We start from the raw sequence: 14583 nt of genomic DNA on the forward strand, positions 1-14583 counted from the left end.
CGGGTTTTTTGCTGTCTGGGATTTAATAAATAGCCAGACCCATGGCTAACTCACCAGAGAAGTAAAACAGCTCGAAGGCGAGCCCGGCCAACGATAGTGTAGCATTTGCTATGTGACTCTCTATCGCTATGGGCACTACGACATTGCCAGGCTCCAAATAAAAGAAAGCCCGACTCGAAAGAGCCGGGCTTTTTTACGTCCGTAGAAAAGTAAAATGCGGACAATTAATGTACACTCATCTACTTCTAGAATGTAGGTCGGGCGAGCGTAGCGATACCCGACGCAAAAAAAACATCGATTATAGTTATTGTGTTCTTATCTCACGAGCTGGATTACCAGCAACAACAGTATCCGCCTCTACATTTTTAGTAACTACAGATCCCGCACCAATAACACTGTTATCCCCAATGCATACGCCCGCTAAAATAATTGCACCTGCGCCAATCCACACGTTGTTGCCTATTGTAATAGGAGCAGCAAAGTTTTCTTTATTCAGTCGCTGTGTAGGGTTAACAGCATGGGATACAGTCAATAGCTGAACATTGGGGCCAATTAAGCAGTCATCACCAATGCTGATAGCTCCTTCACTAATTGGGGCATCTAATACCGTACAGTTAATGTTTATGAAGCTACGATCACCAATAGCTATTTGATTACCATAATCGCAATGAAAACCTGATTCTATAATTACGCCTTCACCGCATTGAGCGAATAGCTCTTTAATGCGTTTTAAATTACCTTTACTCGGGCTTTTATTAAAGAGTCGGCATATTTCGCCTGTTTGTTTACGTAGGGCTAAAAGCTCTTTGTTTAAGCTATTAAATGGCTGCATTAAAGTTTCTTTGTTTAGTTAAGAGATGCTGTGACTATTTTACCTTTATTATTACTTGTTGAAAGCTGCTTTATTTTTACTCGTTCACTTGCCATTTAACTTGTTTCGTTTAGAATTGCACTTCTTTCGAAACGAAACTTAATCTACGAGCTTTATGACCAAACGAAACACCCAGCAACGCCGTCATTTAATACTTACTCAGGTAAATGAGCTAGGTGAAGTGGCTGTTGAAAAGCTCGCTGAGCAGTTTCAAACATCTGAAGTAACCATTCGTAAAGATTTAACCGCGCTTGAAAAAAGTGGCCTGTTATTGCGCCGTTACGGTGGTGCTATTGCACTGCCTAAAGAAATTGTAAGTGACGAAATAGACTCTAAGCGCAAGGTAGCAATAGCTAAGGCTGCAGCTGCACTTATAAAAGATCATAACCGCATTATTATTGATAGCGGGCGTACTACGGCCGCTATGATCCCAGAGCTTGCAAATAAGCGCGGGTTAGTTGTAATGACCAACGCCATTAAAGTAGCGAGCCGTTTACTATCACTTGAAAACGAGCCAACACTTTTAATGACCGGCGGTACGTGGGATCCGCATTCTGAGTCCTTTCAGGGGCAAGTTGCCGAAAACGTATTATGCTCTTATGACTTTGATCAGCTATTTATTGGTGCAGACGGCATAGATGTAAAACGTGGCACAACTACCTTTAATGAGTTAGTTGGCTTAAGCCAAGTAATGGCAAAGGCCGCCCGTGAAGTAATAGTTATGGTTGAATCAGATAAGATAGGCCGAAAAATACCAAATTTAGAATTACCGTGGAAAATAGTAACCACTTTAATAACCGATACTGGCTTAGCAGATGATAAACGCAAAGCGATAGAGGAGTGTGGTGTAAAACTAATTTGTGCAGAGATTATTGATTAGTAACTACAAAGCGAGTTACTAGAATTAAAAAATTAATGGAGACACTATGTGTGGAATAGTTGGGGCGGTTGCAGAACGTCCAGTAAACAAAATTTTAGTTGAAGGCCTTAAACGTCTTGAATACCGTGGCTACGACTCTGCCGGTGTAGCACTTTTAGAAGGCTCTACGCTAAATACTGTAAAAGCAGTAGGTAAAGTAGTTAACGTAGAAGCTGCACTTGAGAAAGCAGGCGTTAGCGGCCATACAGGTATTGCACACACTCGCTGGGCAACACACGGTAGCGTTACTGAAGAAAACGCTCACCCGCATGTATCAAACAACCAGCTAGCACTTGTGCATAACGGTATTATTGAAAACCATGCAAGCTTACGCGCATCACTTAAAGAAGAAGGCTACGAGTTCCTATCTGAAACCGATACCGAAGTAATGGTGCACTTAATTCATAAGCTTCGTAAGCAACACACTACGTTACTTGCATCTGTTCAAGCAGCGGTTAAGCAATTTGAAGGTGCGTTTGGTACCGTTGTATTTGATAAAGCAAACGACAACGAAATCATCGTAGCGCGCTCAGGTAGCCCACTTGTTATAGGTTTAGGCCTTGGGGAAAACTTTATTGCCTCTGATCAGTTAGCACTATTACCCGTTACTCGTAGCTTTATCTTTTTAGAAGAAGGCGACGTAGCCCGTATTACACGCGACACTGTTGAAATTTTTGATGAAAATGGCGACGCTGTAGAACGTGAAGTTGTTGAATCAAACATCACACAAGATGCATCAGGCAAAGGCGATTACCGCCACTACATGCTAAAAGAAATCTACGAGCAACCACTTGCGGTACGCAATACCCTTGAAGGACGTTTAAACGACGACCGTGTAGCAATTGATGCCTTTGGCGACAGCGCTCAGCAAATATTTAAAGATGTAAAACACGTACAAATTATTGCCTGTGGTACGTCATACCATTCAGGTATGGTTGCACGTTACTGGCTTGAGCAGTTTGCGGGTGTTAGCTGTAATGTTGAGATTGCCTCTGAGTTTAGATACCGTCAGTCGTTTGTTCATGAAAACAGCCTACTTGTGACTATTTCTCAATCGGGTGAAACAGCCGATACGCTAGCTGCGTTACGCCTAGCTAAAGAGCAAGGTTACATGGCCTCAATGACCATTTGTAACGTACCTGGTTCATCGCTTGTACGCGAATCAGACCTAGCCTTTATGACTAAAGCCGGCGCTGAAATTGGTGTAGCTTCTACTAAAGCATTTACAACGCAATTAGTTGGTTTGTTAATGCTTACTGCGTCTATAGCTCAAGAGAAAGGCCTTGATCAAAGTACCATTGTAGATGCTATAAAAGTACTCCCTACTAAGCTTGAAGAAACATTGCTACTCGCTGATAGCATTGCAGACCTTGCAGAAGAGTTTGCCGACAAGCATCACTCACTGTTTTTAGGTCGTGGCTCACAATACCCAATTGCAATGGAAGGTGCGCTTAAACTTAAAGAAATTTCGTACATTCACGCAGAAGCCTACGCTGCGGGCGAGCTAAAACATGGCCCACTTGCACTTATTGATGCCGACATGCCAATTATTGTTGTAGCACCAAACAATGAGCTATTAGAAAAGCTTAAATCAAACGTAGAAGAAGTACGTGCACGTGGCGGCATTATTTACGTATTCGCAGATAAAGATTCACACTTTGAGTCAGACGACACAATGCGTGTAATCAACGTAAACCACACTGACGACATTATTGCGCCAATTGTTTACACGCTGCCATTACAGTTACTGTCGTACTACGTAGCGGTAATTAAAGGCACTGACGTTGACCAACCACGTAACTTAGCTAAATCGGTTACTGTTGAGTAAAATCAAAAGGTTGGTAATTACCTGTTAAAGATAAAAAGGCGCTTAATGCGCCTTTTTTTGTACCTCAAAGCCTGTTAGATTAAATAACACACTATTTCTAAAGGATTAGTAATGCGTTTATTAACCGCTGTTTTTATATGTAGTTTATTTATATTTTATTCTAGTAGCACACTTGCAGAGCCTGATTTAAAACAGCAAACCATTAGCTATACGCAACAAACACATACTATTAATTCAGCAGTTTTAAATGAGCAACGTACCGTTGTAGTCCAGCTTCCAAAGAGTTATCAAGCTAATCCAAACAAAGTTTATCCGGTCATTTATCGCCTTGATGGCGCGGGTAACATACCGCTTATAAGTGCAGTGATGGAGCGATTACAAAATGATAATCGTGCGCCTGAAGTTATTATTGTCGCTATTGAAAACACCAATCGCTTAAGAGATTTATACCCCACAGTTAATAAAGAGCCACAAGGCCCGGTAGGTGAAGGCGGTGGTGCAGCAAAGTTTTTAGTATTTATTGAGCAAGAACTTATGCCCTTAATTAATAAAAGTTATCGTGCGCACAACTTTAATGTAATTGCTGGGGCCTCTGCGGCAGGCGTGTTTGCACTTTATACAATGCAAGCTAACCAAGATCTTTTCCAAGCGCATATTGCGTATAGCCCAGCCGTTTGGTGGAACTATGGCGCACCGGTAAAAGCAACTAAGGCGTTTATCAATAAATCAAAAGATCTGAATAACTATGTCTATATAAATATTGGTGAAGAAGCCGGTATAATGCGTGAAAGGTACGATGAATTACAGCAATCACTGCAATCGCATAAAGTGCAAGGGTTACGCTTTTTTAGTGATGCGTTCAATGGTATCTCGCATGGCTTAACCTCTGCTGCAGGCATATTTAATGCCTATTACAACTTATTTTTACCTAAGCAAATGCCAATCAGTGCTTTAAGCGATGATATAGAATCTATTGATGCTTATTATCAAACATTATCTCAGCAATGGGGCGAGCAGATTGCGCCACCGGATCGCGCTGTTAGATCACTCGGTTATAATTTAACGGGCAGCAAGCAATTTACCCGTGCTATTGAAGTGTTTAAGTACAATATAAAAAACCACCCAAAATCAGTCGATGCGCTTTCAGCCTTATCTTATGGCTATGAAATGCAAGGCGATACTCGCCAAGCGCTTGAACAGATGGAGTCTGCTTTAGCCATTACAAATGACTCATATCCTTATATAAATTATTTAAGAGAAACAAAAGCTAGGTTACAAGCAGAACTTAGCAAGAACTAATAATATTGCTAACTTAGTTGTTGGCTTTTTATGAAAGCCTCTTTAAGTTTGGAGTGCTCACGGTGACAGTCAAATTTCCTCGAAGCTTGTAGCTCGACGCTCGCAGCCATTACTTAAACCACATTAAAATCACTAATCCCTACTTAATAAGAGCTAAATACGCTAAAATTACAGGCTACTTTTTTAGCAATAAGCCCACAATTTTATGACCTCAGCAACAAGCCCTAGCACCTTTAACGATCTTGGCCTTATTCCAGAGCTACAAGCTCGTTTAACCGATTTGGAATATAACCAACCTACGCCAATTCAAGCTAAGGCGATTCCAAGTGTACTGGCTGGTAGCGATTTAATTGCGGGGGCAAATACTGGCTCAGGTAAAACAGCGACGTTTGCTTTGCCTATGCTACAAAAAATGTTTGTTGAACAAGGCGCTAAAAAAGCAGCGAGCAAAGGTAATTTTGTCACTGGGCTTATTTTGGTACCTACGCGCGAGCTTGCTACGCAGGTGGCCGATAGCGTTAAATCGTATTCTGCTAACTTTAATGGCGCCATTAAAACGGTGGCGGTATTTGGTGGTGTGTCGGTTAATACACAAATGCAGGCTCTACGCGGCGGCGCCGATATCATTGTTGCAACGCCAGGGCGTTTGCTCGATTTAATCTCAAGCAATGCTATTAAGCTCGATAAAGTAACGACCTTAGTGCTTGATGAAGCCGACCGCATGTTAAGCCTTGGCTTTACCGAAGAGCTTGCTGAGTTATTAGCGCTTATGCCTGCTAAAAAACAAACTATGTTGTTTTCAGCAACCTTCCCAGAGCAAGTAACACAATTAACGCAAGAGCTGTTAACCAACCCAGTAGAAATACAAGTTCAAAGTAAAGACGAAAGCACCTTAGTACAGCGCGTATTTACGGTTAATAAAGGCGAAAAAACCACGGTTTTAGCGCATTTAATTAAAGCGCATAAATGGCGCCAAGCACTTATTTTTGTAAACGCTAAAAAAGACTGTGAGCACTTAGCAGGTAAGCTTGAAAAGCGTGGTATTAACGCACAGGTATTTCATGGTGATAAAGGCCAAAGTGAGCGTACTCGCGTAATTGAAAAGTTTAAAGCGGGCGAAATAGAAGTACTTATAGCCACCGATATAGCAGCCCGTGGTTTAGATATTGCCAAACTGCCTGTTGTTATTAACTTTAACTTACCGCGTAGCCCCGCTGATTATATGCACCGTATTGGCCGAAGCGGCCGTGCCGGCGAAGTTGGCCTAGCGTTATCGTTAATTGATTATGAAGACTTTCATCACTTTAAAATAATCGAAAAGAAAAACAAACTGCGTTTAGAGCGTGAGGAAGTAACGGGTTTTGCGGTAAACCAAGCAAATCTTGATGCAGCACAAGCACTTAAAAACGAAAAGCCAATGGCAAAGCCTGAAGGCACAGGTAAGAAAAAGAAAAAAAATAAAGCCGATGATATAGATGATGTATGGAGTGGTTGGAGAAAAAAATAAGCTTTAACACTATATGAGTCATTAAATCCAAGTCATTAAAAAAACCCTGCAAATTATGCAGGGTTTTTTTGGTATTAGCTTGTTTAGCTATGCAGAAAATTAAAAATCAGTAGGTGCTGGTGGCACTACTAAAGGTTGCTTAGGGTTTTCTTTAAGCTCCTTTAGTAACTCCTGTACAGCACGTTCTATCGATGGATCTTGGCCTTTATAAATAAGCTCTGGGCGGTCAACCACTTTAATATCAGGAGCAACGCCTTCGTTTTCTATAATCCAGTTACCTTGAGTATCTAAAATACGGAAAGTAGCCGCAATAACTTGCCCGCCATCTACAAGAGCAGGGTTGCCAGAAATACCAATTAAGCCACCCCAAGTACGCGTACCAATTAGCTTACCTAAACCCGCTTGGCGGAAGTAGTAAGGAATTGCGTCACCGCCTGAGCTTGAATAGCCGTTTATTAGCATCGCTTTAGGGCCGTCGTGCGCAAACTGTGGCGTTTTAGTCGGCTCGGTGCCTCGGCGTTTCCAATAGTTAAGTGGTTTACGTGCAAGCCAGGTGATCATGTGCTCAGGAATATAGCCACCGCCATTGTAACGGTCATCAATAATCATGGCGTCTTTGGTTGTTTGCGGCATGTAATTTTTAAACATGGCGCGGTTACCTTCATACGCTGTATTTGGCAAGTGTACGTAGCCAATACGCCCGTTTGATAGCTTATTAACGTAGGCTGCACGCGAGTTAACCCAGTCTAAATAACGTAGGCCTTGCTCACTGGCTACAGGTTTTACAGTTACTTGCCACGCGCCTTTGCTATGCGGTTTACTGTTTAGCACCAGCTCTACTTGCTCGCCTTGGGTGTTTTCAAGGAGTTCGTAAAAGTTAGCAACGTCTTTAACCGAGCGGCCGTTTACCGCAATTATGTAATCGCCGTTATGTGCTTTTACGCCTGTAGTACCCAGTGGTGAGCGGAAATCGTCATGCCAGTTTTCACCTTTAAAGATTTGCTCTATTTTTACATAACCCGATGGATCGCTTGCAAGCTTAGCGCCTAATAAACCGTGCTTTTTACGCTCGGCTTTTGGCATATCGCCCGATTGCACGTAAATATGACCTGAGTTAATTTCGCCAGCAATTTCGCTAAGTACGTAATCAAGGTCGCTACGGTGGCTAATAGCATCAGCCATAGGTTGGTATTTAGCTAAAATAGCATCCCAATCTTGTCCGTGATGGTTTTCGTCGTAGAACCAGTCACGCAATGTGCGCCAGCCTTCTACGTACATTTGTTGCCACTCAGCTTGCGGGTTAATTTTAAGCGTCATTTTGCTTAAATCTAGCTTGTTGGCGTCTAAGTCTTGCTTTGGTTTCGGCTCGATTACACTATAACCGCCACTTGTATGTACAAGCAGGTGTTCGCTGTTGCTCGATATAGTGTAATGGCTAACGCCTTTAGCCACGGTTTCTAGCTCGCTATCGTGTTCGGTGCCTATAAGTTGTAATCCGCCATTAGCAAGTGTAAGCACGCCGTCTTTTACTGCGGTTAAGCCACGGTAATCGCCAGCAGGAGCATTAAGCGCGGTAACACGTTGCATAAAGTTGCTGCTTTGCAGTGCGTTTTTAACTTTTTTGTCGTCTTCTTTTTCGTCGTCATCGTCTTTTACAATTGTGGTTTCGTCACTTTGTAAGGCAATAAGCGGTTTAACGCTGTCGTTTACTGCAGCCGCATAAATACGGGTGGCGCGGTTAAACATGTAGTCAAACTCGTAACTGCTAAACGCAAGGTTAAAGTCGCGCTCAGAGCTAAAGTAAAGGTATTGGCCATCTGGCGAAAAGGTTGGGTTTTGCTCATTACTCATTTCGTCTGTTAGGCGCGTTACCTTTTCTTTTTTAAGGTTGTAGTGCCACAGTGAGGCATAACGGTTTTCGTTATTTTTAACATACACAATGTCTTGGCTGTTAGGCGACCACGTATACTGAGTAATGCCGTCTTCGTCGTAAATGCCGGTATCAATTTTGTGTTGCTTGCCCGATTTTGCATCTAACCACCACAGTGTGTGGTTTTTATCTGCAAACAACAGCTTAGTGCTATCGGGTGACCAAATAGGCGTAAAGCGCCAAATAGTGCCATTACTAGTGAGTTGTTTAATGGCATTATTTTTACTGCGATCTTTTAAGTAAATTTCGTACTCGCCGCTTTCATCGCTCATGTAAGCAATGTAACGCCCATTTGGCGACCAACTTGCGTCTATTTCACGGCTCTTATCTGTGTACGATAAGTTACGCGTAGGGCCTTGTTTAACAGGTACACTAAATAGCTCGCCACGGGCTGTAAATACAGCACGTTTGCCATCGTGAGAAATCGACATAGAATCAATAAAGTCGCTTACATTTTTGCTGTACGGCATAGCGTATTGGCGCACACCGGCAATGTTAATGCTCAGCTTAGTGCTTTTTTGTGTTTTTGCGTCAAAGCGATATAAGTAACCGCCGTTTTCGAACACAACCGCATTAGGGCCTGCTGAGGGCCAAAGTACGTCAAAGTTTTTATAATTAGTGAGCTTTTTAGGCTCACTGCCTTTGCGGTATTGGTAAAGGTTTAGTGTGTAATCACGATCAGATACAAAATAAATATTGTCGCCAACCCAGGTAGGTTGCTGGTCGGTTGCGCGGTTAGTAGTAAGTTGCTCTGAAGTGTTATTTTCTAAATCGTAAATCCATACGTCTTGCGCGCGGCCGCCACGGGTGCGTTTCCAGGTACGAAACTCACGCTCAATGGGTGTGTAAACATACTTGCTACCATCTGGGGAGAGCATACCGCCGCCAGTTTCTGGAATGGCTAAAGGCTGCTCAAGGCCACCGTCTGCAGGGACCATATAAGGGCGACCCATGCGTTTGCCCCATGGTGTGCGGTTTGCTCTAAACACCACATTTTTACCATCGGCGGTCCAATCTAAAACGCGGTAATCAAAGCCACCACGCGGCGGCATTGGGCCAACATCGTTGTAGTATGTAAGCTGCTTAAGGCCTGAGCCATCGCTGTTAATTACATAAACTTGGCGGCTGCCGTTATACTCAGCCGAAAACGCAATGCGCTTACCATCAGGAGAAAACTTAGGAAATGTTTCAAAACCAACGTGGTCGGTTAAACGTTTGCTTTCGCCGGTTTGTGTATTAGCAATATAAATATCGCCGCTGTAAACAAAGGTCACGTTTTGGTTATGAATATCAGGAAAGCGTAGTAAGCGAGTGTCTTTAGTTTCATAGGCCGATACGCTCGGTGCAATAACCGCAGCCAAGGCAAGCGCCAATGTTGTTAATTTTTTCATGGGATTACATCCTATATTAATAGCTGTTACATCATAACAATAAGGTTATAAATAGCGATGCACTTGCGATAAAAGGTCTGTTACAAAATGTGAATAAAAAAAGGTTGGCATTAAAACGCCAACCTTCAAGGGAGTACTCTTTTTAAAGAGTGAAATTAGTGGTCGTGATCGTCTTCTTCTTCCTCTTGCGCAATACCAAGCCAAGTAATTGCACTAGGAGCAAAAGTAAGCTCAACCTCACTTTCAATTTCTAAGACTTCAAGGTGTACTTGCACAACCTGCTGAGCAATAGGGTCGGCTACATAAGCAAACTGACCATTTTGCGCCACTGTCATGCTAAAGCTCATGCCCTCTGGCATGGTTGATACATCTTGCTCGGTAATATCAACTTGGCCTTCAAGCTCCCAATGCATTTCGCCATCATGGTCGTGTGCACTAAATACATTTAAAAAGCCTAAGCTGTCTAATATTAAAAAGTGCTCGCCATGGGCAGAAAAAGAATACGACACAGCACTTGCGCCATCGGCTAGTTGCCATTCTAGTTCTTCCATTTGTGCTGTTGCTGGGTTAATAGTTACAATTACGGCTTCGCCGCCACCATGGCCAGATGCTACGCCAATAAAGGTCTTGCTATCTTCGTGGCCATAAATACTACCAATGCGTAAATCGCCAACGGCTGCAATGTTCGCTATTTTTTCAGCTTCGTATTCATCATCGTGCTGGTGGGCTAATAACACACCATCGCTACAACCAAATGCCACGTAGTCGTGGTTTTGTGCAGCACCGTGTAAATCAGGGCACGTAAGGTCTAAGGTTTGTTCTAGCTCATATTCACCATCATGAAAATGATAAACACCTACTTGGTCTGGCAGTACTTTAGCAACCGATGTGCTTTCGCTGTCATCACGGCGAAGTGTTGATAATAAATGCTCACCGCGTGGCTCTGCTACACCGTGCATATTAATATCGTAGTTAATACCCGGTAGCGTTGCTGTTGCGCTGGTTATGTCGTTATCTGTTAATACTTCAACAGAGGCAACCGTGCCTGAGTCTGCATCACCATCATAAAAAACAGCTAATTGGCCATCGTGTTTTACAAGGTGAGTAGGTCGGCTGCCACTTGTTAGCTCATAACTGCTAGCCGCTGGGCTTTGCTCGTAGTCGTGTAAATGCTCGCCATGGTCTTCACGCCATAAACCACCATCAATAAAGCCTAAGTAATCTTGTGCGCGGCTTGCAATAACGGCATAACGAAAATCAGGTGATGACGATAGCGTGTTTGAATCATTCGTCAGGGTAAATGTTTCAAGTAAAGCGTTGTCATCTAGGTCATAAAAGCTGGCTTCGTTGCTATCGCCTGCAAGCACAGCTAATCTGCCCAATGAATCAATTGTGTAGCCATCATCATGGTCGTGATCATCATCATCGTCATGATCGTGCTCGTCTTCTACAACAATAGGGTCTTTTTCTACAATATTGGTCTGGGCATCGCCACAGGCTGTAATAAATGTAGTGCTAATAGCCAGTGCAATAAGCTTTAATTTGTATAGTTTTTTCATGTTTATTTCCTTTAATTATAATTTTTTAATGCTTAAAAATAACCGCGAATGCCTAGCGCAAAGCTACGTCCTGGACGTGGTGCTATATCTTTTACAAACGAGCTGTGCACGCGTGCTTCTGTATCTGTTAAGTTGGTGCCTCGCAGGTACACAGACATATCTTGGTTTAATACTGAAAGGTCGTAAGAGATGCTTGCATCAACCAATGTGTAGCCGTCAGTTGCTGTTTCTTGTGGGGCTGTGTGGTCTTGCTTTTGATAGCGAGTAACGTGAATATGCGCACTGAGTTTATCTGTTTGATAGCTTAACTCGCTACCAAAACGAAGTGGTGGAGTACGGGGTAAATCGCCGCCGTCTTTTAGGCGTGCACGAACGTAATCTGAGAATAAATCTACTTTAAATTCATCGGTTAACTGCCACGCAATTTGCGCTTCAAACCCGTGTAAAATTACGTCGTCTGTTTTAAATAAATAAACCGGCAGTTCTGATGAATGGTCGTGTTCGTCGGCGCCTTCTTCATCGCCATGGTCGTGGCCACTTTCGGCGAATAAACCGGTGTCTATTTGGTAATAGTAATTATCTACTTGGTTATAAAAGGCATTTAAAATGAAGCCAACATCACCTTGGGTTTTACGTAATGTTAAATCGATATTATTGGCTGTTTCTAGGTCAATTGTTTGATCAGATAAACCTAAATGGCCGTCTTCATCTAAATCAAATAGTGCACCTACTTCGTAAGTGCCAGTACCAATGTGTGGCCCAAACGATAACAATTCAGAGGCAGAAGGCGCACGTTCAGAGCGCGATACAGAAAGTCCTAAATTATAGTTAGGTGTAAAATCCCACACTACGCCTGCAGATAAACTGATTGGCGTAAATTCGTGCTCTACGCCAAATACACGAGTGGTTTCTGCGCTTTCTTCGTGGTCGTGATCATGCTCGTCGGCTTCTTGCGCCTCATCGTGTGCATGAGCGTCAATATTTGGCAGTAACACGTCGCCTGCTTCAATGGTTACACGCTCAATACGCCCACCTAACTGCACTAAAAAATCACCAAAGTGCCTTTCTTCCATTAACGCTACAGCAAAGCTTTCGGTTTCTGATGGAGGGGTAAAGGCCTCTTCACCTTGTGCTTCAACATCGCTTTGTTTGTAATGAAAGCTAATGCCGCCATTCCACTCGCTAAATTGGTTATGTAGTAGGTCTATGCGTAATTCGTTTGTTTCGTTTTTAAATGTGGTGCCTACAGCGCCACCTTCAATTTCAGCGTGTTCGTAGTCGGTGTGGCCAACGCGAAGGTTTACTTTGTTTAGCCATTTATTATCTAGGTTGTACTCACCTAATAATTGCACCTTAGTTTGCTCTAAATCAGCAAATACGCTTTCTTCTTCGTCACTGTGTTCTTCCTCTTCATCACCGTGCGTATGGCCCGGAATACCGTATTGACGATTAAATTGCTCTACTGCTAAGCCAATAAAGCCGTTATCCATTAAATAGCTAGCGCCAACAGTAAAACCATCAGACTCCTCATTACTGTTTTCAACAGTGTAATCGCCACTATGCTCTTCACCGTCGCTATCTATATCGGCAGCTACAGGTACCTCGTAGTCATCGGCTTCACGCCAAAACGCATCGGCATAAAATGCCACCGAGTCTGTGCCTGTGGTGGCATTAAACGAGGCTACTTTTTGGTTATCTACTGAGTTATGTTCTACGTTCCACTCGCCGCGTGTTGTGCTGTCGGTTGGTACGCGGCTATCTACCACATTTACTACGCCACCAATGGCGCCACTGCCATAAAACAGTGTTGCTGGGCCGCGTAATACTTCAATTTGTTGTGCGGTAGACGCCTCTGATGCAACAGAATGGTCGGGGCCAACGCGCGACACATCACTGACATCAAGGCCATTTTGAGTAATAAGTACACGCGGGCCGCTTAAACCACGAATAATTGGTGTACTGGCTACCTTCCCGTGAAAGTTAGTATTAACGCCTGGAAGTTTTTCAAGGCTGTCGCCAAGGGTTGCAGCTTGTTGTCGTCTTAGTTGTTCGCCAGATAAAACACTAACAGGTGAGGCAGATTCCATTGCCGACATATGAATAGGGGTCGCTTCAATATCAATAACTTCAATAGGCGAGCGCTTTAAATTAAACGTAACCGACTGGTTTTCATCGTTTGTTATTGTTATATCGCGATGAAGGTGGGCATAACTTGGCGCCACAACATGAAGCTCTTTTAAGCCATTGTTTAGCTCGGTTATTACAAATTTACCGTTTTCATCGGTGGTTACTTTAAGGTCTGAGCCTTCAACTTCTACTGTTGCATTGGTAACTACTTTACCTTTGTTGTTTAAAACAACGCCCTCTATTGTGGATGCAAGCACACTTGCAGGTAATAAAGCTGCTATGAGCACAGCTAATTGTGATCTACGTTTCATTTGACTACCTTGTTAGATGTTATATTATATCAATTATGAGAGAAATGTTATAATGTATCAATAGTAATTAACTGTTGTTACTAAAATGTCTCTTTAAAAGTAACGCTTTTGAGTAGAGGCACTAATTTAGTAGAGGAAATAATGAAGTCGAGTCAAAGTGTTATGGATCGTATGGCGATTGGATTATCGTTAATGTGCACCGTACATTGTTTTGCAACCCCGGTTATTTTAGCGTTATTGCCAAGCTTTGCTGTACTGCAAATAGATAGTGAACAATTTCATTTATGGATTCTTGCAGCGGTATTACCCACCAGTTTATTAGCATTGAGCCTAGGCTGTAAAAAGCATAAGCGTAAGCGTTACATGGCCTGCGGCGTTATTGGGCTGTCTTTTATGATATGTGCGGTATTGCTAGGGCATGAGGTTGCCGAAAAAGCGTTTACTTTAATTGGGTCGGCGTTTATTGCTGTGGCTCATTGGTTTAATTACCAACAATGCCTTAAACAAAATGACGATAACTGCCCATGTTCAAGCGCTGAATCTGATCAGGTAGCTTAGCGTTGTTAGTGCTACAAACAACTAACGTGTAGTACTTTAAATTAATCCCCTAGAGTTTAAATTTTTTAATAACCTAAAGCTAAAAGTGAGTTAAAGTAATCATCCAATATTGGTTTATTACGCTTGGCTTAGGTTAGGGCGTGCTGATCTTTGCGGATTGAAATTTGTCCAATCTAGGGGCGATTAAATCGCGGCGCGAGGTTTGCAACCTAGTGGGCTAAGTAAAAACCGAGTAAAGCTTCCGCGTCCTGCTCACGCCCCTTACCTACATCCATGTAGGCAA

At 42.8% G+C, this 14583-nt stretch carries 9 protein-coding genes; 5 read left to right on the forward strand and 4 right to left on the reverse strand.

The features are described 5' to 3' along the window. Positions 1 to 304: 304 nt before the first annotated feature. Positions 305 to 832 carry a sugar O-acetyltransferase gene (locus AN390_RS16570; protein WP_055255416.1) on the reverse strand — a complete coding sequence of 176 codons (528 nt, stop codon included), beginning with the start codon at positions 830 to 832 and terminating at the stop codon, positions 305 to 307. Between the two features lie 154 nt (positions 833 to 986). Between AN390_RS16570 and AN390_RS16575 the strand changes: the two genes are divergently transcribed. From AN390_RS16575 to AN390_RS16590, 4 genes are all read left to right on the forward strand, one after another. Beyond that, on the forward strand, positions 987 to 1751 hold the full coding sequence (locus AN390_RS16575) for a DeoR/GlpR family DNA-binding transcription regulator (protein ID WP_055255417.1): 765 nt from the start codon (positions 987 to 989) through the stop codon (positions 1749 to 1751). Between the two features lie 46 nt (positions 1752 to 1797). Then, positions 1798 to 3618, forward strand: coding sequence for a glutamine--fructose-6-phosphate transaminase (isomerizing) (gene glmS, locus AN390_RS16580; RefSeq protein ID WP_055255418.1), 1821 nt, complete (start codon positions 1798 to 1800; stop codon positions 3616 to 3618). Positions 3619 to 3729: 111 nt separating this feature from the next. After that, a complete protein-coding gene (locus AN390_RS16585) occupies positions 3730 to 4917 on the forward strand; it encodes an alpha/beta hydrolase-fold protein (RefSeq protein WP_055255419.1) in 1188 nt (395 codons plus the stop codon). 205 nt (positions 4918 to 5122) lie between these two features. Then, the gene (locus tag AN390_RS16590) at positions 5123 to 6424 is read left to right on the forward strand and encodes a DEAD/DEAH box helicase (protein WP_055255420.1); all 1302 of its coding nucleotides are present in this window, start codon (positions 5123 to 5125) and stop codon (positions 6422 to 6424) included. Positions 6425 to 6523: 99 nt separating this feature from the next. Here the strand turns inward: AN390_RS16590 and AN390_RS16595 are convergent, their stop codons facing one another. From AN390_RS16595 to AN390_RS16605, 3 genes are all read right to left on the reverse strand, one after another. Continuing rightward, the gene (locus tag AN390_RS16595; protein ID WP_095206784.1) at positions 6524 to 9745 is read right to left on the reverse strand and encodes a S41 family peptidase; all 3222 of its coding nucleotides are present in this window, start codon (positions 9743 to 9745) and stop codon (positions 6524 to 6526) included. Between the two features lie 155 nt (positions 9746 to 9900). Beyond that, positions 9901 to 11304 carry a hypothetical protein gene (locus AN390_RS16600; protein WP_055255422.1) on the reverse strand — a complete coding sequence of 468 codons (1404 nt, stop codon included), beginning with the start codon at positions 11302 to 11304 and terminating at the stop codon, positions 9901 to 9903. Between the two features lie 32 nt (positions 11305 to 11336). Beyond that, a complete protein-coding gene (locus AN390_RS16605) occupies positions 11337 to 13742 on the reverse strand; it encodes a TonB-dependent receptor (protein ID WP_055255423.1) in 2406 nt (801 codons plus the stop codon). Between the two features lie 141 nt (positions 13743 to 13883). On the opposite strand from AN390_RS16605, the gene AN390_RS16610 reads away from it, so the two are divergent. Next, positions 13884 to 14300 (forward strand): MerC domain-containing protein, encoded by a 417-nt coding sequence (locus AN390_RS16610; protein WP_055255424.1) that lies wholly within the window; start codon positions 13884 to 13886, stop codon positions 14298 to 14300. Positions 14301 to 14583: the final 283 nt, after the last annotated feature.

The sequence above is a fragment of the Pseudoalteromonas sp. P1-11 genome (assembly GCF_001399995.1).
Classification (GTDB): Bacteria; Pseudomonadota; Gammaproteobacteria; order Enterobacterales; family Alteromonadaceae; genus Pseudoalteromonas; species Pseudoalteromonas atlantica.